At 73.2% G+C, this 22,600-nt stretch carries 22 protein-coding genes; 16 read left to right on the plus strand and 6 right to left on the minus strand.

Annotation, left to right across the window (positions count from 1 at the left end):
• Positions 1-55: 55 nt before the first annotated feature.
• A complete protein-coding gene (locus tag ACWDX6_RS04575; protein ID WP_451483449.1) occupies positions 56-2,701 on the plus strand; it encodes a helicase-associated domain-containing protein in 2,646 nt (881 codons plus the stop codon).
• Positions 2,702-3,039: 338 nt separating this feature from the next.
• Here ACWDX6_RS04575 and ACWDX6_RS04580 read toward each other — a convergent pair whose 3' ends face one another.
• Positions 3,040-3,621, minus strand: coding sequence for a Uma2 family endonuclease (locus ACWDX6_RS04580; RefSeq protein WP_451483450.1), 582 nt, complete (start codon positions 3,619-3,621; stop codon positions 3,040-3,042).
• Positions 3,622-3,734: 113 nt separating this feature from the next.
• Here ACWDX6_RS04580 and ACWDX6_RS04585 point away from each other — a divergent pair, with 113 nt between their 5' ends.
• Entirely contained in the window at positions 3,735-5,390 is a 1,656-nt protein-coding gene (locus ACWDX6_RS04585) for a DNA repair helicase XPB (RefSeq protein WP_451483451.1), read from the plus strand.
• Positions 5,391-5,405: 15 nt separating this feature from the next.
• Here the strand turns inward: ACWDX6_RS04585 and ACWDX6_RS04590 are convergent, their stop codons facing one another.
• A complete protein-coding gene (locus ACWDX6_RS04590; protein ID WP_451483452.1) occupies positions 5,406-5,750 on the minus strand; it encodes a hypothetical protein in 345 nt (114 codons plus the stop codon).
• A gap of 317 nt (positions 5,751-6,067) precedes the next feature.
• On the opposite strand from ACWDX6_RS04590, the gene ACWDX6_RS04595 reads away from it, so the two are divergent.
• The 4 genes from ACWDX6_RS04595 to ACWDX6_RS04610 all read left to right on the plus strand — a co-directional run bounded on the left by ACWDX6_RS04595 (position 6,068) and on the right by ACWDX6_RS04610 (position 10,383).
• The gene (locus ACWDX6_RS04595) at positions 6,068-8,101 is read left to right on the plus strand and encodes a HelD family protein (RefSeq protein WP_451483453.1); all 2,034 of its coding nucleotides are present in this window, start codon (positions 6,068-6,070) and stop codon (positions 8,099-8,101) included.
• A gap of 102 nt (positions 8,102-8,203) precedes the next feature.
• Positions 8,204-8,677 carry a hypothetical protein gene (locus ACWDX6_RS04600; protein WP_451483454.1) on the plus strand — a complete coding sequence of 158 codons (474 nt, stop codon included), beginning with the start codon at positions 8,204-8,206 and terminating at the stop codon, positions 8,675-8,677.
• Positions 8,674-9,423 (plus strand): hypothetical protein, encoded by a 750-nt coding sequence (locus ACWDX6_RS04605; RefSeq protein ID WP_451483455.1) that lies wholly within the window; start codon positions 8,674-8,676, stop codon positions 9,421-9,423. Before ACWDX6_RS04600 ends, ACWDX6_RS04605 begins: the two co-directional genes overlap by 4 nt.
• Before the next feature lie 36 nt (positions 9,424-9,459).
• A complete protein-coding gene (locus tag ACWDX6_RS04610; RefSeq protein WP_451483456.1) occupies positions 9,460-10,383 on the plus strand; it encodes a transporter substrate-binding domain-containing protein in 924 nt (307 codons plus the stop codon).
• A 31-nt stretch (positions 10,384-10,414) separates the two neighbouring features.
• Here ACWDX6_RS04610 and ACWDX6_RS04615 read toward each other — a convergent pair whose 3' ends face one another.
• Complete coding sequence (locus tag ACWDX6_RS04615; protein ID WP_451483457.1) at positions 10,415-11,311, minus strand: aminoglycoside phosphotransferase family protein; 897 nt, start codon at positions 11,309-11,311, stop codon at positions 10,415-10,417.
• A gap of 82 nt (positions 11,312-11,393) precedes the next feature.
• Between ACWDX6_RS04615 and ACWDX6_RS04620 the strand changes: the two genes are divergently transcribed.
• A complete protein-coding gene (locus ACWDX6_RS04620; RefSeq protein ID WP_451483458.1) occupies positions 11,394-12,149 on the plus strand; it encodes an SDR family oxidoreductase in 756 nt (251 codons plus the stop codon).
• Positions 12,150-12,489: 340 nt separating this feature from the next.
• Here the strand turns inward: ACWDX6_RS04620 and ACWDX6_RS04625 are convergent, their stop codons facing one another.
• Together ACWDX6_RS04625 and ACWDX6_RS04630 are read right to left on the minus strand one after the other, a co-directional pair.
• Entirely contained in the window at positions 12,490-13,185 is a 696-nt protein-coding gene (locus ACWDX6_RS04625) for a copper homeostasis protein CutC (protein ID WP_451483459.1), read from the minus strand.
• Positions 13,186-13,236: 51 nt separating this feature from the next.
• Positions 13,237-14,193 (minus strand): hypothetical protein, encoded by a 957-nt coding sequence (locus ACWDX6_RS04630; RefSeq protein ID WP_451483460.1) that lies wholly within the window; start codon positions 14,191-14,193, stop codon positions 13,237-13,239.
• Positions 14,194-14,375: 182 nt separating this feature from the next.
• Here ACWDX6_RS04630 and ACWDX6_RS04635 point away from each other — a divergent pair, with 182 nt between their 5' ends.
• The 3 genes from ACWDX6_RS04635 to ACWDX6_RS04645 all read left to right on the plus strand — a co-directional run bounded on the left by ACWDX6_RS04635 (position 14,376) and on the right by ACWDX6_RS04645 (position 17,503).
• The gene (locus ACWDX6_RS04635) at positions 14,376-14,666 is read left to right on the plus strand and encodes a heavy-metal-associated domain-containing protein (RefSeq protein WP_451483461.1); all 291 of its coding nucleotides are present in this window, start codon (positions 14,376-14,378) and stop codon (positions 14,664-14,666) included.
• A 242-nt stretch (positions 14,667-14,908) separates the two neighbouring features.
• Complete coding sequence (locus ACWDX6_RS04640; protein WP_451483462.1) at positions 14,909-17,179, plus strand: heavy metal translocating P-type ATPase; 2,271 nt, start codon at positions 14,909-14,911, stop codon at positions 17,177-17,179.
• A gap of 42 nt (positions 17,180-17,221) precedes the next feature.
• On the plus strand, positions 17,222-17,503 hold the full coding sequence (locus tag ACWDX6_RS04645) for a metal-sensitive transcriptional regulator (RefSeq protein WP_356891538.1): 282 nt from the start codon (positions 17,222-17,224) through the stop codon (positions 17,501-17,503).
• 19 nt (positions 17,504-17,522) lie between these two features.
• On the opposite strand, the gene ACWDX6_RS04650 is transcribed toward ACWDX6_RS04645, so the two are convergent.
• Complete coding sequence (locus tag ACWDX6_RS04650) at positions 17,523-17,678, minus strand: hypothetical protein (protein ID WP_451483463.1); 156 nt, start codon at positions 17,676-17,678, stop codon at positions 17,523-17,525.
• Positions 17,679-17,760: 82 nt separating this feature from the next.
• Between ACWDX6_RS04650 and ACWDX6_RS04655 the strand changes: the two genes are divergently transcribed.
• From ACWDX6_RS04655 to ACWDX6_RS04680, 6 genes are all read left to right on the plus strand, one after another.
• Positions 17,761-18,141: a BlaI/MecI/CopY family transcriptional regulator gene (locus ACWDX6_RS04655; RefSeq protein WP_451483506.1), complete on the plus strand. Its 381-nt coding sequence runs from the start codon at positions 17,761-17,763 to the stop codon at positions 18,139-18,141.
• Positions 18,138-19,049 (plus strand): M56 family metallopeptidase, encoded by a 912-nt coding sequence (locus ACWDX6_RS04660; RefSeq protein ID WP_451483464.1) that lies wholly within the window; start codon positions 18,138-18,140, stop codon positions 19,047-19,049. The genes ACWDX6_RS04655 and ACWDX6_RS04660 overlap by 4 nt, the downstream gene beginning before the upstream one ends.
• A gap of 125 nt (positions 19,050-19,174) precedes the next feature.
• Positions 19,175-19,654: a GNAT family N-acetyltransferase gene (locus ACWDX6_RS04665; protein WP_451483465.1), complete on the plus strand. Its 480-nt coding sequence runs from the start codon at positions 19,175-19,177 to the stop codon at positions 19,652-19,654.
• A 197-nt stretch (positions 19,655-19,851) separates the two neighbouring features.
• The gene (locus tag ACWDX6_RS04670; protein WP_451483466.1) at positions 19,852-20,748 is read left to right on the plus strand and encodes an SAM-dependent methyltransferase; all 897 of its coding nucleotides are present in this window, start codon (positions 19,852-19,854) and stop codon (positions 20,746-20,748) included.
• A 128-nt stretch (positions 20,749-20,876) separates the two neighbouring features.
• On the plus strand, positions 20,877-21,353 hold the full coding sequence (locus ACWDX6_RS04675) for a Fur family transcriptional regulator (RefSeq protein ID WP_451483467.1): 477 nt from the start codon (positions 20,877-20,879) through the stop codon (positions 21,351-21,353).
• Positions 21,354-21,529: 176 nt separating this feature from the next.
• Positions 21,530-22,564 (plus strand): LuxR C-terminal-related transcriptional regulator, encoded by a 1,035-nt coding sequence (locus ACWDX6_RS04680; protein ID WP_451483468.1) that lies wholly within the window; start codon positions 21,530-21,532, stop codon positions 22,562-22,564.
• Positions 22,565-22,600 lie beyond the last annotated feature (36 nt).

Consider the following 22,600-nt stretch of genomic DNA (forward strand, 5'->3'; position numbering starts at 1 on the left):
TCCACGGCCCGTACGCCCCGACGTTAGCGCCTGCGCAGGGGCTAACGTGGGGCGGATGGGGATCGGTGAGCTCGACCGGGAGGCGCACGTGCCCGCAGAAACCAGTGCCGCCGCCGCGCCGCGCACGCTCGCGGAGGCGCTGCGCGCCCGAGGCGACGAGGGGCTGGCCGCGCTGCTGCGCGCCCGGCCGGACCTCCTCTCCCCGGTGCCGAACGACCTGACCCAGCTCGCCACCCGGGCCGGTACCCGCGCCTCCGTGGTCCGCGCCCTGGAACGGCTCGACCGGTTCACGCTCCAGACCGCCGAGGCGCTCGCCGTGGCCCCGGACCCCGCCCCGTACCCGGTGCTCCTCGCCCTGCTCACCGGTGACGACGGGGACCCGGAGATCGAGGCGGCGCTGCCGCGCGCGGTGGAGGCGCTGCGCGAGCAGGCGCTGGTCTGGGGCGAGGACGACCGGCTGCGGCTGGTGCGGACCGCCCGCGAACTCCTCGCGCCGTCGCCGCAGCACCCCTCGCCGACGGGCCTGGGCCCCACGGTCGCCGAAGCCACGTCCGGGATGTCGCCGGGGCGGATCCAGGAGATCCTCGCGGCGGCCGGGCTGCCGGCGACCCACGACCCGGTCTCGGCGGTGGCGGCGCTGACGCGGCTGTTCACCGACCGGGAGCGGATGGGCGCCCTGCTCGACACGGCGCCCTCGGAGGCGCTGGCCGTCCTGGACCGGCTGGTGTGGGGTCCGCCGTACGGCGAGGTGACGGCGAACCCGGCGCCGCCGGTGCGCTGGCTGCGCGACCGGGGCCTGCTGCTGCCCGCCTCCCCGCGCACGGTCGTGCTGCCCCGGGAGGCGGCGCTCCATCTGCGCGGCGGCCGGGCGCACCGGATGCCGGAACCTCATCCTCCGGCGCTGTCGGTGCTGCGCGAGTACCGTCCACAGGTGGTGGACAGCGCGGCGGCCGGACAGGCGTACACCGCGCTCGCGACGGTCGAGGAGCTGCTGAAGGGCTGGAACCAGGGCGGGCCCGCCGTCCTGCGGGCGGGTGGCCTGTCGGTACGGGACCTCAAGCGGACGGCCGCCGCGCTCGACGTGACGGAGCAGGTCGCGGCGTTCTGGCTGGAGCTCTGTTACGGGGCGGGCCTGCTCGCCCCGGACGGCGAGGCGGACGAGCGGTACGCGCCGACGCCCGCGTACGACGACTGGCTGGACCTTCCGGCGGCGGAGCGCTGGGCCCGGCTCGTCTCGGTCTGGCTCACCGCGACCCGTACGGCGGGGCTGGTCGGCGGCCAGGACGCGAGAGGCCGCACGCTGTCCGCGCTCGGCCCGGACCTCGACCGCGCCGCGGCCCCGGAGGTGCGCCGCCGGGTCCTCACCCTGCAGGCCACCTTGCCGCCGGGCTCGGCGGCGGACCCGGAGACGCTGCTCGCCCGGCTGCGCTGGGAGCGCCCGCTGCGGACGGCGTCGAACGCCCCGGGCGCGGGCGGTGCCGGAGCAGGAGGCGCGGGCTCCGGTGCGGGAGCCGGAGGTACGGGTTACGCACCGGGCTCCGGGGCCGTCACCGGCGGCCCGCGCGGCGCCCAGACCGGCGCCCACTCCCCCGACCTCCGGTCCCGGATCGCCCTGTGGACCCTCACCGAGGCCGAGATGCTCGGGATCACCGGCCGCGGCGCCCTCTCCACGCCCGCGCGGGCGCTGCTCAACCTGCCCCTCACCGAGCCGGCGCCGGAGTCGGTGACCGGTGGCGGGGTCGAGCTGTCCGTGGCCGCCGCCCGGGCCGCGACCCTGCTCGCGCCGCTGCTGCCCGAGGCCGTCGACCACGTCCTGCTCCAGGCCGACCTGACGGCCGTCGCGCCCGGGCCGCTCCAGCGGCCGCTCGCCGACATGCTCGCCGTCCTCGCGGACGTGGAATCGAAGGGTGGCGCGACGGTCTTCCGGTTCACTCCGGGCTCGGTGCGGCGCGCGCTCGACGCCGGCCGCAGCGCGTCGGACCTCCACGCGTTCCTGACGGCGCACTCCCGTACGCCGGTCCCGCAGCCTCTCGCGTACCTCATCGACGACGTGGCGCGCAGACACGGCCATCTGCGGATCGGGGCGGCCTCGGCGTACGTGCGCTGCGACGACGACGCGCTCCTCGGCGAGATCATGGCCGACAAGCGGTCCGCGTCCCTGCGGCTGCGCCGGCTCGCGCCGACCGTCCTGGCCGCCCAGACGGACCCGGCGGCGCTGCTCGACGGGCTGCGGTCGATGGGGTACGCCCCGGCCGCCGAGTCGGCGGAGGGGGACGTCCTGATCACCCGGGCCCACGCGTACCGCACGCCCGCCCGCACCGCGCCCGCGCCCGTCCCGGACGGGCCGCCCCTGCCCGACCCGGCCCTGCTGGGGGCGGCCGTCCGCGCGATCCGGGCCGGGGACCTCGCCTCGACGGCGGTACGGAAGGAACGCCCGGAGGCCGCCCCGCTCGCCGGCGGTGAACTGCCCCGGACGTCCCCGGCGGAGACCCTGGCCACCGTCCAGGCCGCCGCCATGACCGGCTCCGTGGTGTGGATCGGCTACGTCAACGCGGAGGGCGCCGCCAGCCAGCGCGTCATCGCCCCGGTCCGGGTGGAGGGCGGCTTCGTCACGGGCTACGACCACACGGCGGACGAAGTCCGTACGTACCCCCTGCACCGGATCACGGGCGTCGCGGAACTGGCGGAGGACCAGGTCTAGGGTCTTTCGTTTGGATCATGCCGGGCTCGCGTGCCCTGGCACCGCGCCTCGCCGCGTTGTCGTCGGTCGCCAACTCCCCCGTAGCCCTTCGGGCACGGGCGGTACCCCCAGCGCGTTGACTCCCTCCTCCGCCTTGCGATCCGTCCCCTCGGCCCTGGCGGGCCTGGGGAGACCCCATGCACCAGACCCCGCTCCCTGATCCGGCCTGATCCAAACGAAAGACCCTAGGTCGGACCTGGTGTCCTGCGCGCGCACGTTCCCCGTCAGCAGCATGCCGATCAGCACGATCCGGCCGACGGCGGCGGCCCCCGGCGCGGTGGGGCCGGCGCCGCGGGACGTCAGCGGCTCGGGTTCACGAGCTGCCCGGGGTCCACCTTGATCACGAAACCCGGCCCCTCGACGAGGGTCGACTGCCCGGCCTCGGCCACCGTCCGCTCGACATAGCGGCCGTCCTCCAGCTCGGAGACGATCAGCGTCGGCGTCGGCTCCAGTTCGAGGCGCCACAGATGCTCGATGCCCGCCTCCGCGTAGTACGGCGGCTTGAGCAGCCGGTCGGTGCGGCGACCGGAGGAGGACGGCGAGACGATCTCCACCACGAGCAGCACGTCGTCGGCATCGCACGTCACAGGGTCCTCGGCGGCGGCGGCCGCCTCGACCACCACGATGTCCGGGATGAAGAGCCCGTCGGGCAGGACGAGATTGACGGCTTCCAGGACCTCCGCGGGAGCCCCCGCGGCGTGGATGGCCGCGTCCAGCAGACTCCACAGCCTCGAGGACGCCCTCTGGTGCTTGAATCCCGGAGCCGGAGACAGCACCAGCGCTTCCCCCATCAATTCACGACGCTGACCGCGGTCCTCCCCCAGTGCCAGGACCTCCTCTATCGTCCAGGGCCCGTAGTGCGGATCGTGCGCGACGCTCATCTCGCCACCTCCCTCTCGTGGAACCGGTCGCCTTCAGAGTGGCAGGCCCCACCGACAACGGCCGGGCGTCAGGCACACTGGACGTTTGGCCCGTGCGGAAGGGATGTACGTACGTGAACGGACCACTCATCGTCCAGAGCGACAAGACGCTGCTTCTGGAGGTCGACCACGAGCAGGCGGACGCCTGCCGTCGGGCCATCGCGCCCTTCGCCGAGCTGGAGCGGGCGCCCGAGCACATCCACACCTACCGGGTGACCCCGCTCGGGCTGTGGAACGCGCGCGCGGCCGGTCATGACGCCGAGCAGGTCGTGGACGCGCTGGTGGAGTTCTCCCGCTACCCCGTGCCGCACGCGCTGCTCGTGGACGTCGCCGAGACGATGGCCCGCTACGGCCGGCTCACCCTGTCCAAGCACCCCACGCACGGGCTCGTGCTGACCACCACCGACCGGCCCGTCCTGGAGGAGATCCTCCGGTCGAAGAAGGTGCAGCCGCTGGTCGGCGCGCGGATCGACGCCGACACGGTGGTCGTGCACCCCTCCGAGCGCGGGCAGATCAAGCAGACGCTGCTGAAGCTGGGCTGGCCGGCCGAGGACCTGGCCGGGTACGTCGACGGGGAGGCGCACCAGATCGACCTGGCCGAGGACGGCTGGGCCCTGCGCCCGTACCAGAAGCAGGCCGTCGAGGGCTTCTGGCACGGCGGCTCCGGTGTCGTCGTGTTGCCCTGTGGGGCGGGAAAGACGCTGGTCGGCGCCGGTGCGATGGCGCAGGCGAAGGCGACCACGCTCATCCTCGTGACGAACACCGTGTCCGCCCGGCAGTGGAAGCACGAGCTGGTGAAGCGGACCTCGCTGACCGAGGACGAGATCGGCGAGTACAGCGGAACGCGCAAGGAGATCCGGCCGGTCACCATCGCCACGTACCAGGTCCTCACGACGAAGCGGAAGGGTGTCTATCCGCACCTGGAGCTCTTCGACTCGCGGGACTGGGGCCTGATCGTCTACGACGAGGTGCATCTGCTGCCCGCGCCGGTCTTCAAGTTCACGGCCGATCTCCAGGCCCGGCGCAGGCTCGGTCTGACCGCGACCCTGGTCCGGGAGGACGGGCGCGAGTCGGACGTGTTCTCGCTGATCGGTCCGAAGCGGTTCGACGCGCCGTGGAAGGAGATCGAGGCGCAGGGGTACATCGCGCCCGCCGACTGTGTGGAGGTGCGGGTCAATCTGACGGAGTCGGAGCGGCTCGCGTACGCGACGGCCGAGACCGAGGAGAAGTACCGTTTCTGCGCGACGACGGCGACGAAGCGGAAGGTGACGGAGGCGCTGGTGCGGCGGTTCGCCGGGCAGCAGATCCTCGTCATCGGGCAGTACATCGACCAGCTGGACGAGCTCGGGGAGCACCTGGACGCGCCGGTCATCAAGGGCGAGACGTCCAACGCACAGCGCGAGAAGCTCTTCGAGGCGTTCCGCCAGGGGGAGATCAGCGTCCTGGTCGTGTCCAAGGTCGCGAACTTCTCGATCGACCTGCCGGAGGCGACGGTCGCGATCCAGGTGTCGGGCACGTTCGGTTCACGGCAGGAGGAGGCGCAGCGCCTCGGCCGGGTGCTGCGGCCGAAGGCCGACGGGCACCAGGCGCACTTCTACTCGGTGGTCGCCCGGGACACGGTCGACCAGGATTTCGCGGCGCACCGGCAGCGGTTCCTGGCGGAGCAGGGGTACGCGTACCGGATCGTGGACGCGGACGAGCTGCTGGCGGGCGACGGGCAGGCCGGCTGACCGGGCGGGGGGCCGTCAGTCCATCAGGGCGAAGAGCGGGGCGATCACGGCCAGCGTGTACTGGAGGAGGACGGCGCCCTTGCGCACGCGGTGCGCGAGCGCCGCGCGCGGCGGCACCGCCGCCAGGAGGCCGAGGACGGCGCCGAGCGCCAGGGCCCAGAACGCCGTGTCGACGGCCGAGCCCGCTCGGCCGTCGCCCGCGACGGCGTCGTTCAGCACGACGATCGCGGTGAGGACGAGCGAGGCGAAGAGGGCCAGGAAGCCGCCGAGGGCCGCGAAGCGCAGCGCGCGGGCGGAGGACGACGGGGCGGGCGCGCTGGGCAGGGGTGCGGTGGGCACGGGTGCGGTGGGTGGCGTCATGGACCGATCACATCAGCCGTACGCGGTGGGGGCACCGGTCGGCGTACTCAGTCGGGGCCTCCCCGGTACTCAGGCCTGGGGTTCCTGACCCCCGCCTCCTCCGGGTACGCCCCGAGGACGACGACGCCGACGGCCGCGCCGCCGAAGGCTGGGGAAGCCGTGGCGGAAGCGTGGGCGGAAGCGGTGGAAAACCATTCGCCCCCGTCCGCCGCATCCGTCTACAATCGCCGACTTCCCCGCCTCCCTGAGTGGAGAGCCCGCCGTCCGGTCGGAAACCGGCGGCCGTCCCGCCATGTCACACCCCCGGAGGCACCGCCATGTCCGCTTCGGACGACCCGCTCGCGCGCGAGCGCGCCCATCTGACCGCGTCCCGCGCCGCGCTGCGCGCCATGCGCGAGGACGTGCAGGCGCTCGACATCAAGGACGTCACCGCGAACTGGGTCAACGCCGTGGTCCTGGAGGCGCAGATCGAGGAGCGGATCAAGGCGCTCGCCGACCTCTCCCACACGCCCCTCTTCTTCGGCCGGCTGGACTATCTGCACACCACGCAGGAGGGGCAGCGCTTCTACATCGGCCGCCGCCACGTCCACGACGCCGACGGCGACCCGATGGTGATCGACTGGCGCGCACCGGTCTCCCAGCCGTTCTACCGCGCGTCGAAGAAGGACCCGCAGGACGTGGGGCTGCGGCGCCGGTTCGGTTACACGGGCGGCGAGCTCACCGCGTACGAGGACGAGCATCTCTCCGATCCCGCGGAGCTGGAGCGGACGAGCAAACTGCTCCAGGCGGAGATCGAGCGCCCCCGCGTGGGTCCGATGCGGGACATCGTCGCCACCATCCAGCCCGAGCAGGACGAGATCGTACGGTCGGGCCTGTCCGGCACGGTCTGTGTGCAGGGCGGGCCGGGCACCGGAAAGACGGCCGTGGGCCTGCACCGGGTCGCGTACCTCCTCTACGCGCACCGCGAGCGGCTCGCCCGCACCGGCACCCTGGTCATCGGCCCGAACCGCTCCTTCCTCCACTACATCGAGCAAGTGCTCCCCGCACTCGGCGAGTTGGAGGTCAAGCAGGCGACGGTCGACGACCTCGTCGGCCATGTCGAGGTCCGCGGCACGGACGAGGCGGCGACGGCGGTCGTCAAGGGCGACGCGCGGATGGCGGAGGTGCTGCGCCGCGCGGTCCGCTCGCACATCACCCTGCCCACCGAACCGCTGATGGTCGTCCGCGGCTCGCGCCGCTGGCGGATCCCGGCGTACGAACTGGAGGAGATGGTCCGGGAGTTGCGGGAGCGCGACATCCGGTACGGCGCGGCCCGCGATGCGCTGCCGCAGCGCATCGCGCACGCGGTCCTGGTGCGGATGGAGCAGGCGGGCGAGGCGCCGGACGACCGGGTGCAGGACGCGGTGGCGCGCAACCCTGCGGTGAAGGCGGTCGTGAAGGCGGTCTGGCCGGCGGTCGACCCGGCCAAGCTGGTCCTGCGGCTGCTGAGCGACGCCGAGTTCCTCGCCGCGCACGCGGAGGGGGTGCTGAGCACCGACGAGCAGAAGCTGCTGCTCTGGGCGAAGCCCGCCCGGTCGGTGAGGTCGGCGAAGTGGTCGGCGGCGGACGCGGTCCTCATCGACGAGGCGAAGGACCTGGTGGAGCGGACGCACTCGCTCGGCCATGTGGTCCTGGACGAGGCGCAGGACCTGTCCCCGATGCAGTACCGGGCGGTGGGCCGGCGCTGCACGACGGGTTCGGCGACGATCCTGGGCGACCTGGCGCAGGGCACGACGCCGTGGGCGACGCAGAGCTGGGCGCAGGCGCTGGGCCATCTCGGGAAGCCGGAGGCCGTGGTGGAGGAGCTGACGGCCGGTTTCCGTGTGCCGCGCGAGGTCATCGCGTACGCCTCCCGGCTGCTGCCGCACATGTCACCGGGGCTCGCGGCCGTCGAGTCCGTCCGGGAGAACCCCGGTTCGCTGACCGTCCGTCACGCCGAGGACCTGGACGCGCAGGTGGTCGCGGCCTGCGTCGCGTCACTCGCGCACGAGGGCTCGATCGGGCTGATCGCCGCCGACGCGCGGATCGCTCCGCTGGCGGAGGCGCTGACCGCCGCCGGTCTGGCGTACCTCTCGCCGGGCGAGGAGACCACGGCCGAGTCCCGGCTGACGCTGGTCCCGGCGTCGCTGGCGAAGGGCCTGGAGTACGACTACGTGGTCCTGGACGAGCCGGCGGCCGTCGTCGACGGCGAACCGGACGAACGGACGGGCCTGCGGCGGCTGTACGTGGCGCTCACCCGTGCCGTGTCCGGTCTCACCGTGCTGCACTCCGCCCCGCTGCCGTGGCAGCTCGCGGAGGACCGAATCGGCTGACACCGGGACCGCTGGTCGCCTGCGCCGGACCCGCGTAGTCGCTTACCATCACCGTGTTCACAGAGCTATCAGCACGCGCGGCCGGCACTCACTGGGGGACCCGTGTCCGAACTGCTCCACATCTCGGCTGAACTCGCTCCTTACTTCGCCACCGCGGCCGGCGCCTTCGGGACGGCGCTGGCGACGACCGCCGCGCAGCGCATCACCGACGAGTCGGTGGCCCGCGGCCCGGGGGTCTTCCGCAGGATCTTCCGGCGGGACGACGGTTCCGTGCCCTCACTCGACCTGAACGACGGCCTGGAGGAGTCACGGGCCGACGAGCTGCTGAACGCTCTGGGCACGGCGGAGCGGGAGCAGTTGGCCCGTGCGCTGCTCACATGGCTGAGGGAGCGGGACAGCGGTCTCGATCCGGACCGCCTCCTGGAGCTCGTACGGAGCGCGGCCCCCGGCACGACGCACACGACGACGTACAACGTCACGTCGCGCGGCGCGGGGTCCCTGGCGGTCGGTTCGGTCGGTGAGGGCGCCACGTTCCATCTCGGTGGTGGCGCCGACCGGTCGCGCGGAGAGTCGTGAACGTGTCCGGGGAGGAGCGGCCGCCAGCGCCGCACGTCACCAACGTGCGGGCGAGCGGCGGGAATTCCGTCTCGGCCGGTCAGGTCGGCTCGCACGCCACGTTCAACTTCGGCACCCTGGCGAAGCCGGCGAGGTGGAAGCGGTCGGTGGTCCTCGCGCTCTGCGCGTCGGTGGCCGTGGTGGGTCTGGTCGTCTACGCATCGGTCACCTGGCCCGGTGGGCCCTGGCGCCAGTTCCTGGTCTTCTACGCCTTCATCGTGGCCGCCGCCACCGCCGCGCTCGCCGCGTGGGGCTTCGCACGGTCGCTGCGGACCACGCTCGCCCTCGCCTCCGTCCTCTGCTGCCTCCTGGGCCTGGTCGCCCTCGAACACGTCGACCGCAACGGTGAGATCCCGGTCGAGATCGACGTGCGGGGCGTCCAGCCGGTGGTGGGCTCGCGGGGCGGCACCCTCACGCTGGTGATGGCCCAGCCGGCGCCGGAGGACGTACGCAAGCGGCTGCGGATCACGCTGACGGTGGCCGACGACGATCCGAGCACACCGACCTGTGTCCACAAGACGACGGCGACACTCACGGCGCTCACCCCGGGGATCACCCCGGGCACGGTCAGGGTGCCCGCCGACGACGTCGTCGAATTCGATCTCCACGGGCACCGGGGAGAGGTTCTCATCGGCTTCGCCGTGGAGACGGAGCCGAACTGCGCGATGCGGCTGGCGAAGGTGAGCGGAACGCTCCACAGCCGCTGAAGCGGCTGGATCCGTGGACGGCGAGGGGGAAAGCACATGAGGGGTAGCGGAGGGGCGCGGCGACGCGGCGGGGTACGGGTGGCCGTCGCCGCGCTGGCGGCGGTCATGGCGGCGGTCGTGGCGGCCGGTTGCACGTCGCCGCCCGAGTCGATGTTCGGCGAGGGGAAGCAGGTCCGCGTCGGCACGAAGGGCGACCAGCCGGGCACCAGTTTCACGCGGCACGCCGGCGTGTACGACGGCTTCGACATCGCCGTGGCGAAGGAGGTCCTGGGCGGGGTGGGCGTGGCCGAGCCCCTCTTCACCGGGGTCCTGTCCAAGAACCGCGCCATCGACCTGCGCAAGGGGGCCGTCGACCTCGTCGTCGGTACGTACTCGATCACCAAGAAGCGCATGGCCCCGACGACGGAGCCCAACGGCGAGGGCCTGGACTTCGTGGGCCCGTACGCGTCCACTCCGCAGGGGGTCCTCGTACGGGCGGAGGACCGCGACCGCTACCACGCGCTCGACGACCTCGACGGCCGACTGGTGTGCGTATGGAAGGGCACGACGTCCGTGCAGGAGCTGAGCAGGCCCGCCTACCGGCAGATCCGGCTGCACGAGGAGGAGGACGCGGCCTACTGCGTCAAGGCGTTGAAGGAAGGGAGGGTGGACGCCGTCTCCACCGACCAGATGATCCTCTACGGATTCATGGAGGCCGAGCCCGCCCTCACGGTCGTGCCGGGCATCGCCTTCGGCGCCACCAACGACTACGGCATCGCCATGGTCAAGGGCCACCGGGAGGACTGCGAGCGGCTCCGCGACGCCCTGAAGACGTATGTGTCGGGCAACGACTGGGACCGGGACTTCCAGAACAACCTGGACGTGATGCCGGCGGCCGAGCGCAACGAGGCCAAGCCCACGACGTCCGAGATCGACGCCGTGTCCTGCCGGGACCATCCGGCCAACGCGAGCATCGACTGATCACCGGACCCTGGCCTTCCGGGCGGGATGCTCAGAACTCGGTGAGCGCCTCGGCGAGGGTGCGGCGGGCGACGGCGGCGAGGACGGGGTTGGTGACGCGGTAGTGGTGCTCCGTGACCACGCCCCAGCACAGCGCCCACCCCCGGCCGCGCGCCCAGGTCGCGTCGTCGACCTCGGCGGCCTCCCGGAACAGGGGCCGGGTCTCGGCGGTCAGGAGGGTCCAGGCGGCCATCATGTCGCAGGCGGGGTCGCCGGTCCCGGCGCCGCCGAAGTCGATGACCGCGCTGAGCCGGCCGTCGCGGGCGAGCAGGTTCCCGGGGAGCAGATCGCCGTGGACCCAGACGGGAGGGCCGTCCCACTGCGGGAGCCGGAGGACGGACTCCCAGGCGTCGGTCACGAAAGCGGCGTCGATCACGCCGTCGGCTCCGAGGTCGCGGACGGCACCCGCCATGTACTCCCCGCCCCACTCGGTGACGTGTCCGCCGCGGAAGGAGGCGGGGCCTCCGGTCGCGTCGACGCGCCGCAGCGCCGCGCCGAAGCGGCCCAGGGCCGTGGCGGCGTGGGCCAGATCGGCGATCGGCTCGTCGAAGGCGTCGGCGCCGTCGAGCCAGCCGTACACCGACCAGGGCAGGGCGAAGCCCTCCGCCGGCACGCCCTTGCCCAGCGGTACCGGCACGGGCAGCGGGAGATGCGGGGCGAGGTGCGGCAGCCAGCGCTGTTCCCTGCCGACCTGGCGGGCGGCGCCGGGGATGCGGGGCAGCCGGACCGCCTTGTCGTCCCCGAGGCGGTACATGGCGTTGTCGGTACCGGCGGAGCGGACGGGGGTGATGGGCAGGCCGGCCCAGCGGGGGAACTGCTCGGCGACCAGCCGGGCGACGAGCGCGCTGTCGATGTGGACCTCGTCCGCGTGCGTCTCGGGAGCTGCCATGCGCGCGAGCGTAGGGGGGCGGGAGCGGGCGGGGCGAACGGATTTCGGATCATGGGGGTGGCGCGACGAGAAGGGTGTACGGATGACCAGCACAGCAGACCGGCCGGTGACCGTCGTCACCGGCGGCAGCCGAGGGATCGGGGCCGCGACCTGCGTCCGGCTCGCCTCCGGGGGACATGACCTCGTCCTCGGGTACGTGAGCGACGCCGGCGCGGCCGAGAGGACGGCACGGGAGGTGCGGGCGGCGGGGGCGCGCTGTGTCGTGGTCCGGGCCGACACGTCCGTGGAGGAGGACGTGGAGCGGCTCTTCGACACGGCGGAGGCGGAGTTGGGCGCGGTGACGGGCCTGGTGAACAACGCGGGGGTGACGGGGCCGCTGGGGCGGCTCACGGACGCCACGACGGAGAACCTGCGCCGGGTGGTGGAGGTCAACCTCCTCGGCTATCTGCTGTGCTGCCGACGGGCGGCCCGGGACATGACCGCGCGGGGCGGCGGGGGCGCGATCGTGAACATCTCGTCCGCCGCGGCGACGCTGGGGAGCCCCGGCGAGTACGTCCACTACGCGGCGACGAAGGCGGCGACGGACGCGCTGACGGTGGGTCTGGCCAAGGAGCTGGGCCCGCAGGGCATCCGCGTCAACGCGGTCGCGCCGGGCACGATCGAGACGGACATGCACGCGACGATGGGCGACCCGGACCGCCCGGCGAAGGCCGCCCTGGTCACCCCCCTCGGCCGCCCGGGCCGCCCCGCCGAGATCGCGGCGGCGGTGGCCTGGCTCCTCTCCCCGGACGCCTCGTACACGACGGGCACGGTCCTGCGGGTGGCGGGCGGGCGGTGAACCGGCGGGTGGACGCTGAACCCGTCCGCTCGCTTCATGCCGGTGGGCAGGGGCACGGGATGAGCGGGTCGATCGTGCTGAACGGGCGGTGCGGGCAGTCGCGGCTGTTTCCACCCGCATCGGGAAGGCGCCGCCGAACGACCGAGTGGCCCGCGCCTCTCATGCGGCCTCCGGCGCCCGTCGCCGGAGGCTCTCCCGGGGCGCTGTGCCGTACGGCGAGGACAGCCCTGTCGTACGTCCGTACATCGCCGCGCACGTCGTAGCCCCGGACAGGACCGCCCTGTGAACGGCGGCGGTCCTGTCGCTCCTCAGCGAGGCGCGCGGCGGGCGGGTCCTGTGGCTACGCGTCCAGCGCCTCGCGCCAGGTGCTCACCGCGGCCGTGGTGACCGGGGAGGTCCAGCCGTGGGGGCGGGCCGCGCCGCCGATGTGGAAGGCGGTGAGGCCGGCCGCCCGGAGTTCCGGCAGGTGGTCCAGGCGCAGGCCGCCGCCGACGAGGATCTGCGGCTCGTAGCCCGGCTCGCCCGAAGCGGCGCGGGCGGCCTCGGACTTGAGGACCGCGAGGCCGTCGTCGACGCCGGTCGCCGCACCGGCCGTGAGATAGGTGTCCAGGCCGGGCAGGTCCGCGAGCTGCTTGCGCAGGGCGTCGCGGTCGGCCGCCCGGTCGATGGCCCGGTGGAAGGTCCAGCGGCAGCCGTCCAGGACCGCGACCAGCCGCTCGACGGTCACCAGGTCCGGATCCCCGTGGGCCGTGAGGAAGCCGAGGACGAACTCGTCCGCGCCCGCTTCCCGGAGCTCGGAGGCCCGTGCCACGAGCGCGTCGACGTCGCCCGCGGCGAATCCGTCGTGGAGTCTGAGCATCACGCGCAGCGGGATGTCCACGGCGGCGCGAACCGCCGTGAAACCGGTCCGGGACGGGGAGAGGCCGTCCGCCGCCATGTCGGTGACCAGTTCGAGCCGATCCGCCCCACCGGCCTGGGCGGCGACCGCGTCCCGCTCGTCGAGGGCGATCACCTCAAGGACTGCACGGTTGCTCATCGAGCCCATTCCTCCAAGAATGACGGCTACAGGTCTAGTCCATTGAACAGCCTAGCCGTGGGAGTGGCCGTCCGCATCGTGCGTGGCGCTCCCGGCCGGCGTCGGCGCCGTCGCGTGGCCCGGGCCCGCGTGGACCGTGAAGGCCGCCGTCCGGACCTTCCCGCCGTGCTGGAAGTCGAGGAAGAGACGGTACGTTCCCGGGCTCGGCGCCGTCGCCGTGAAGGAGACGTCCGGACCGGGGCCGCCCTCGTTGGGGTGGACGTGCAGGTAGGCGAGGTCGCCGTCGCGCAGGGCGACGAGGTGGCCGTACGCGCCGAGGTAGGGCTCCAGGTCCGTGACCGGCTTGCCGCCCTTGCTGACCGTGAGCTTCAGCTCGCCGGCCTTCCCCGGGTCGAGGGTGCCGCCGAGCGCGACCTGGTAGCCGTCGACCGTCGCGGTCGGCGCGGCGGCCGGCAGCGGCCGCGGCGCGTACGCGCCCGGCACGGACAGGTCCACGCCCAGGGTGATGCCCTTCGCGCCGGCGGCGGCCGGCTTGAAGTCGGCGAAGGCCTTGTAGCCGCCCGCGGCGGGCAGATCGACCGGCGTCGACCAGGTCCCGTCGGCCGCCCGCACCGGGTGCAGGTGGCGGTAGACCGTCAGGTCGCGCGAGGCCACGATGAAGTGGAGCTCCTTGCCGTGCTCGGTCTTGTACGCGGTGACCTTCCGGCCGCTCCCGTCCTTGATCGAGAACTTCAGGACGCTCTTGCCGACGGCCGGCCTCGGCGTCTCGAGGGCCAGCGTGTAGCCGCCGTCCGAGACCTGGAGGCCCCCGGCCGCGGGGGCGGCTGCGCCCGCGTCGTGACCGGCGTGGCCGTCCCCCGCCGCTCCCGGCCGGGCGGCCGCGTGCTCGCCGTGGTCGGCCTTCTTCGGCTCCTCCACGGGTCCGACGCCCTTGCCGACCCCGTACGCGGTCCCGAAGGTCGCCGCGAGTGCGGCGGCATAGGCGGTGATCTTCACTCCGGTGTTCATGGCAGCTCTCCCGTACGTGGGTGACCGTTCCGTCCGATGCACTTCACCATACCCCCAGGGGGTATCAAGTCAAGTCGTGGATCCACTTGCACGGGATACCACCCGGGGGTATACATTGAGTCCTAGCCAATACCCCCCGAGGGTATAACGGCGCACCGTCTCCACCGATCGAGGAGGAACCCATGTCTTCCTGCTGTACTCCTGACGGCAGCTGCTCGACCAACGCCGGCGAGGCCACGACCGCCACCGCCGTCGCGGACAGCACCACCACCGTCTACGCCGTGACCGGCATGACCTGCGGCCACTGCAGGACCGCCATCACCACCTCCGTCAGCGCGCTCGACGCCGTCCTCTCCGTGGACGTCGACGTCGCCGGCGGCCTGGTGACCGTCACCACCGGCGGGGAGCCCGACGACGCCGCGATCGCCGCCGCGATCGACGACGCCGGCTACGAGCTCACCGGCCGCGCCTGACCGGCGCGCCCAAGCCACCCCGGCCGCCGGGGCCCGCGCCTCAACACCCCGGGCCCCGGCCCCCGACGTCCAGTGATCAGGGCCGGCCGCCACGAAAAGGCGAGTGAGCCGAAGGGGGGCGCGGGCGTCGAAAGGAAGAACGCGCACAGGCGGCGAGGAACGAGCCGCCGAGCACGATCGCCCGTCGACGCACGCACCAAGCGCCCCGGAGGAGAACCGAGCCTCAAAAAGAGAGGTGTCTCATGACTACGACGACCCCCGGCGCCGCCCAGGTCGAGCTCGCCATCGGCGGCATGACCTGCGCCTCGTGCGCGGCCCGTATCGAGAAGAAGCTCAACCGCATGGACGGGGTCGAGGCCACCGTCAACTACGCGACCGAGAAGGCGAAGGTCACCTTCGACGCGGACGCCGACATCTCGGTCGCGGATCTGATCGCGACCGTGGAGGCGACCGGTTACACCGCCGCCGAGCCCACCCCGCCGAAGGCGGAGTCCGCCGGTGCCGAAGGACCCAGCGACGACGAGAAGGCCGATGAGGAGCTGCGGCCGCTGAAGCAGCGGCTGATCACCGCCGTCTCGCTCGCCGTCCCGGTGATCGCGATGGCGATGGTTCCGGCGCTGCAGATCGAGTACTGGCAGTGGCTGAGCCTCACCCTCGCCGCCCCGGTCGTGGTCTACGCCGCCTGGCCCTTCCACCGGGCCGCCTGGACCAACGCCAGGCACGGCGCGGCCACCATGGACACGCTGATCTCGGTCGGCACTCTCGCCGCGTTCCTGTGGTCGCTGTGGGCGCTGTTCTTCGGCACCGCCGGCACTCCCGGCATGACGCACCCGTTCGAGTTCACGATCGCGCGGACCGACGGCGCGGGGAACATCTACCTGGAGGCCGCGGCGGGCGTCACGGCGTTCCTGCTGGCCGGCCGGTACTTCGAGGCCCGCTCCAAGCGCAAGGCGGGCGCGGCGCTCAAGGCGCTGATGCAGCTGGGCGCGAAGGAGGTGACCGTACTCAGGAACGGCCGCGAGGTCACCGTTCCGACCGCCGAACTCGCCGTCGGGGACCGCTTCCTGGTCCGGCCGGGCGAGAAGATCGCCACCGACGGCACCGTGGTGGAGGGCTCGTCCGCCGTGGACGCCTCCATGCTGACCGGTGAGTCCGTGCCGGTCGAGGTCTCCGTCGGGGACTCGGTCACCGGCGCCACGCTGAACGCCGGCGGCCGTCTGGTCGTCGAGGCCACCCGCGTCGGCTCCGACACCCAGCTGGCCCGCATGGCCAAGCTCGTCGAGGACGCGCAGAACGGCAAGGCCGCCGCCCAGCGCCTCGCCGACAGGATCTCCGCCGTCTTCGTCCCGATCGTGATCGCGCTCGCGCTCGGCACCCTCGGCTTCTGGCTCGGCTCGGGCTCCGGCCTGACGGCCGCGTTCACGGCCGCCGTCGCCGTCCTGATCATCGCCTGCCCGTGCGCCCTGGGCCTGGCCACCCCGACCGCCCTCATGGTCGGCACCGGCCGCGGCGCGCAGCTCGGCATCCTGATCAAGGGCCCGGAGGTGCTGGAGACCACGCGCAAGGTGGACACCATCGTGCTGGACAAGACCGGCACCGTCACCACCGGCCGGATGACGCTCATCAAGGTCCACACCATCGACGGCGTGGACGAGGCCGACGTGCTGCGCCTCGCGGGCGCCCTGGAGCACTCCTCCGAGCACCCGATCGCGCAGGCCGTCGCCACCGGCGCCGCCGCCAAGGTCGGCACGCTGCCCACGCCCGAGGACTTCGCCAACATCCCCGGCCTCGGCGTGCAGGGCGTCGTCGAGGGCCACGCCGTCCTCGTCGGCCGCGAGAAGCTGCTCACCGAGTGGGCCATGGAGCTGCCGCCGTCGTTGAAGTCAGCCAAGGACGAGGCCGAGAAGGCCGGCAAGACCGCCATCGCGGTCGCCTGGGACGGCCAGGCCCGTGCGGTCCTGGAGGTCGCCGACGCCATCAAGGAGACCAGCGCCGAGGCCATCCGGCGGCTGCGCGCGCTCGGCCTGACCCCGATCCTGCTCACCGGTGACAACAAGGCGGTCGCCGAGTCCGTCGCCGCCGAGGTCGGCATCGACGAGGTCATCGCCGAGGTCATGCCGCAGGACAAGGTCGACGTGGTCAAGCGGCTCCAGGACGAGGGGCGTTCGGTCGCCATGGTCGGCGACGGCGTCAACGACGCCGCCGCGCTCGCCCAGGCCGACCTGGGCCTGGCGATGGGCACGGGCACGGACGCCGCCATCGAGGCCGGCGACCTCACCCTCGTACGGGGAGACCTGCGGGCCGCGGCCGACGCCATCCGGCTCTCCCGCAGGACGCTCGGCACGATCCGCTCCAACCTGTTCTGGGCCTTCGCCTACAACGTCGCCGCCCTGCCGCTCGCCGCGGCGGGACTGCTCAACCCGATGATCGCGGGCGCCGCCATGGCCTTCTCCTCGGTCTTCGTGGTCGGCAACAGCCTGCGCCTGCGCGGCTTCCAGGCCGCGGACCGCTGACATTCCCCGCCGACATCCCCGCGGACATCCGAGGAGGCCGCCGTGGCCGGTTACGTACAGCACAAGGAAGACGTCATCAGGCGCCTGAGGCGCATCGAGGGTCAGGTCAGGGGGGTGCAGCGGATGGTCGACGAGGACGTCTACTGCATCGACGTCCTGACCCAGGTCTCCGCGATCAACGCGGCCCTCCAGTCCTGCGCCGTGGCCCTCCTGGACGAGCACCTCAGCTGCTGTGTCACCGAGGCGATCGCCCAGGGCGGGGACCAGGCGAAGGTGAAGGTGGGCGAGGCGTCCAAGGCCATCGCCCGGCTGATCAGGACGTAAGCCTCCTTACGGGGGGGGATCAACCGCCCTTGCGCGAAGGGCAGTCGGCGGACAGTCGGACGCTCAGGCGAAGACAGAGCCCGAGCACCCGGCGGAGGAGCACCAGCTCCACCGAACCGGGCAGTCCGGGGCCGCAGACCTTCGCGCAGGGGCGGTTCGTCATGAGGGTCGACATCTCGCCATCGTACCCCTGGGGGGTATATCGACACGGGGACGGCGGACCGTACGATGAGCCGCCCGAGGGGGAGGGGATGCGCGTGCGCCGGCTGGGAGAGCTGGAGGCCGAGATCATGGACCGGCTGTGGGCCTGGCAACGGCCCGCCACGGTCCGCGAGATCGTCGACGACATAAACCTGGGACGCCGGGTCGCCTACACGACGGTGATGACGGTGGCGGACATCCTCCACCGCAAGGGCTGGCTCCGCCGCGAGAAGGCCGGGCGCGCCTGGCTGTACGAACCGGTGCGCACCCGCGAGGAGTACACCGCGGCCCTGATGCAGGACGCCCTCGGCGACAGCTCGGACCGGCCGGCGGCGCTGCTGCGGTTCGTGGAGACCATCTCCGCCGAGGACATGGAGGCGCTGGACGCGGCCCTCCGCGCGGCACGCGGCGCACGCCCGGACGGCGGTGCCGCGTGAACCATCACGCCCTGCCCCCGCTCGGACTCGCGCTGTCCTCCGGACTCCTGATCCCCTGGCTCCTGGTGCGGGCCCGCTGGGCCCAGCAGGTGCCCCGGCTCGCCCTCGCGGTCTGGGCGGTGAGCGGCGCCCTGTTCGCCGGCTCGGCCGCCCTGCTCCCCGCCCAGCTCGTCCTCTCCGGCGAGAGCAGTCACCGGCTGAGCGACATGGTTCTCGGCCTGCGCCCGCCCTCCCCCGCCAGCGTCCTCGATCTGACCGGCCGCGAGTACGCGGCCCTCGCCGTGGCCCTCGCCGTCCTGGCGCTGCCCGCCGCCGGTTTCGTACGGGAGCTGCTGCGGGCCCGGCGGGCGCGGTTACGGCACGCGGGCGTCCTGCGCCTGGTCGGGCGTTACGACCCGGCGCTGGAGGCGACCGTGCTCGACCACGCGCGGCCCGCCGTGTACTGCCTGCCGGGGCGCTCCCGCCGGGTCGTCGTCTCCTCCGGCGCCCTGGACACGCTCACCGCGCCCCAGTTGGCGGCCGCGCTGGCGCACGAGCGGGCGCACATCGCCGGGCGGCACCATCTGCTGGTGGCGGCGGCCGAGTCGTTCGCGGCGGTGTTCCCGCGCCTGCCGCTCGCGCGGCACGGAGGCACGGCCGTACCACTGCTGCTGGAGATGACGGCGGACGACCGGGCGCTGCGGCGCTGCACGCGCGACGCGCTGGCCACCGCGCTGTACGCGCTCGCCTCGGGGCAGGCGCCGCGCGAGGCGTTCGCGGCGGGCGGCCCTTCGGCGGCGCTGCGGATGCGGCGCATCCTCACTCCGTACAGCGCCGGACACCCGGTCCTGCGCGGTCTCGCGACGATCGCGGCGGCCGCTCTCGCGGTGGCCCCGCTGATCGTCGCGTGTTGTTCCTTCCCCGGCTAATTGCCTCGTCCACTACGCAATTACTAAGTGAATTCGTAGATTTCGCATCGGTCACACCGCTCCGAATTCCCGGCTATCTTGGGTATGTTGGCGTTCAGGCTCGGCACGTCGAAGGGTACGAACCAATGCAGCTGGCTGACGTGCGGACGGCTGCGGCCGCCGACGCGACGACGATATCCAGGCTGCTGGCGGACGTCATTCGGAGCAGCTACGCCGGAATACTCGGAGAAATCCCCGCGCGTCGGCTGGTCTCCACGCAATGCGCCCTTCCCCGTATCCGCGCGGAAATTGAAATTCCGGGTGGTGCGCCGGGCTGGCTCGGCTGGCTGGTCGCCACCGACACGGACGGCACGATCGTGGGCGCGGCCGCCGGCGGGGTCCCGATGCCGGGCGAGGGCGAGCTGTACGCGCTGGGCGTGGCGGAGGGATCGCGGCGGCGCGGAGTCGGGACGGCGCTGCTCGCGGCGGCGACGGACCGGATGCGGGGGTTCGGCGCGCGGGAGATGCGGGTGACGCTGCCGGCGGCGGAGGACCCCGCCCTGCCGTTCTACGAGAGCCAGGGCTTCGGCCCCCTCACCGCGACGCGCTGGAGCCGCGGTCTCTGACGGGTCCTCACGCTCAAGGGTCCGACGCCACCTCCCGGCCGAGCCCTCGTGGCCGATGTACGCCATCGCGTGTTCACGCCGTCCGATCCGCTGGATCATCCGTCCCCGGCCCCGTCAGGATGGACGCAGCGGCGCGGGCCCGGCGGCACGGGTGCCTCGCCCGGACGGCATGGACCGAGCGAGCCCCTGGAGGAGCGATGCACACACCGAGCGGCACTTCCCTGCCCGTCGTGCCCGCGGCGCTCGCGTCGGTCCTGCCGTCCCGATACGACAGCGCGCCCGGCTTCCCCGCCCCCGGGTCCGGGATCCGCGTCACCTCCGACCACCTCCCCGGCCTGGAGTCCGCGGCCCCCGGCGACGAGCACTCCGTCTGGCTCCACGACGCCCTCCTCGGCCCGCACAGCGCCGACATCGTCCGCTACCTCAGCCTCGCGCGCGCCACCGGCGGCCCCGTCCTCGATCTGGGTTCCGGCGCCGGCCGGCTCGCCGTCCCGTTCGCCCGGCACGGCTTCGCCGTCGAGGCCGTCGACCGGGACCCCTCCGCCCTGGAGCGGATCGAGAGCTGGGCCCGGCGCATCGGCCCGCACGTCGCCGAGCTGATCGTGACCACCCGGGCGGATCTCGCCGACCTCCGGCTCAACGGCAGTTACCGCCTCGCGCTGCTCGCCGGGGCCATGGTGTCGGCCGTCCCCCCGAGGGCCCGCCCCGGTCTGCTGCGCGAGATCGCGGCGCACCTGGACACCGGCGGAGCCCTCGCCCTGGACTACACGTCCCACCTCCTGCCCGGACTGATCGCCGAGCCGCAGCGCACCTGGGCCTTCCAGGTGCCCCGGTTCGACGGCATCGACGAGTGGGTGGTGGCCCGGCAGGTCTTCGACCTGCGGGCGATGAGCGAGCGGATCACCTACTACGCCGCCCGTACCGGCAAGCTCTCCACCGAGCGGGCCGTCCTCACCACCGACAAATGGCTCGTCGACCCCGAACGGCTGGCGGCCGAACTCCACTCCGCGGGCCTGCACATCGAGGGCCGGCGACGGCACCGCATCGACGAACGCACCGAGAGCGTGTTCCTGGTCTGCCGCGCGGACGACTGACGCGACGGACGACTGACGCGACGGACGACTGACGCGACGGACGACTGAGGCGCGGACGACTGACGCGGACGGCTGACGCGGGCGCCCTGACGGCGCGGTCGACCAAGAGGTACGATGCCTACAAAAGTTTGAGCCGACCAGGCGACGGCGGGCGGGCGGAGAAGATGGCGGGCGTGGACGAGCTGACAGGACGCGAGGCGGTCATCCAGCGCCTGCGCGATGTCGGCCTGCGGGTCACGGGCCCGCGCCTGGAGGTGCTCACGGTGCTCGCGTCGGGCGGCCATCTGGACGTCGAGGCGATCACCGCGACGGCCCGCGAGCGGCTGGGCACGCTCACCAGCCAGGCGGTGTACGAGATGCTCCGCCACTTCCAGGAGACGGGCCTGGTCGGCAAGTTCGACCGGCCCGGCCTGCCGGCCGTCTTCGAGATCGCCGGGCCCCCGCACCAGCACGCCCTGTGCGTGCGGTGCGGCCGCGTCGAGAACGTCGACACCGAGGCCCCGCGCCCGCCGCGCGGCACGCTGCGGGACTGGCGGATGAACGACGCCGAGATCGTCTTCAAGGGGCTGTGCCCCGACTGCGCCCGGTCCGTCCCGGCCCCCTGAGGCACGGGCGCAAGGCGCCGGCCGGGGCCGGACCCGTACCGCCGGGGCCGGAGGGTCGTACGGGGCGGGACGGACCGAGGCCGGATCAACACCGTGCGTCGCGTTCGATTTTGTGGCAGGGTCTAGCGGGGCGCTTCAACGGGATCCGCGAGGATCCGAGGGGAGTCTGCGGCGCTGTGACCAAATACGCCACCGGGACGCGTACGGGAAGCGATCACGCCCTCGCCGTCTACCTGGAGCTCCGTGCCCGCCCTTCCTCCGCCTTCGACGAGGTCGCGGACGGACTCGAACTCTCCGCCGAGGAGCGGGAGCGATGTCGCGGTGAACTCACCACCCTCGGTCTGATCGAGTCGAACGAGCCGGCCGGGACCCGCCCGCCCACGGTCGTCGACCCCGACATCGCGCTGGTACGCCTCCTGCAGTGCGAGCGCGACCGCCTGGAGAACCGGCTCGCCGAGACAAGCCGCGCCCACACCAGCCTGGAGACGCTGGCCGGACCCTTCCTCCGGGCCGGTACCGCCCCCCGCTCCGAGGTCGACGTCGAGATCGTCTCCGATCCGGAGACCGTCCGGCGCGAACTCGCCGGTCTGACCGATTCCGTACGCGACTGCCTGCACTCGATGCACACCGGTTCGGTCCGGCGCGAGGACATGGCCGACGAACTGGAGGGCGACCGGCGGAAGATCGAGCGCGGGGTGCGTATCCGCGCCATGTACAGCCGGCGGGCCGGTGCGGTGCCGGAGATGGCGCAGCACCTGCGGGAGCGGGCCGCGCTCGGTGTGGAGCTGCGGTTCTCCGCCGTCGTCCCGATGAACATGGTGCTGGCCGACGAGAACTTCGCCCTGCTGCCCACCGATCCGCACGATCCCGACTCGTCCGCGATCCTGGCGCGCGGCCCGGGGCTCGTCCGGTCCTACCTCGCGCTCTTCGCGTACTGCTGGCACGCCGCCACCCCGTACGGCGACGAGGACCAGGCCGAACGCGGCGGCGGCGACGGGCTCTCCGAACAGCAGCGGGCGGCCCTGCGGATGCTCGCCTCGGGCATCAAGGACGAGCAGATCGCGAAGAACCTCGGCGTGTCGCTGCGTACGGTCAGCCGGCTGCTCTCCGAGGTGATGCACGAACTCGGCGCGGCGAGCCGCTTCGAGGCGGGGGTGAAGGCGGCCCGGCTGGGTCTCCTGGACGGGGACGCGCGCGACCCGGGCGTGTGAGACGGGAAGCCGGGGCGGCGGGACGCAGCGGAGATC

Source organism: Streptomyces sp. NPDC003027 (assembly GCF_053591435.1).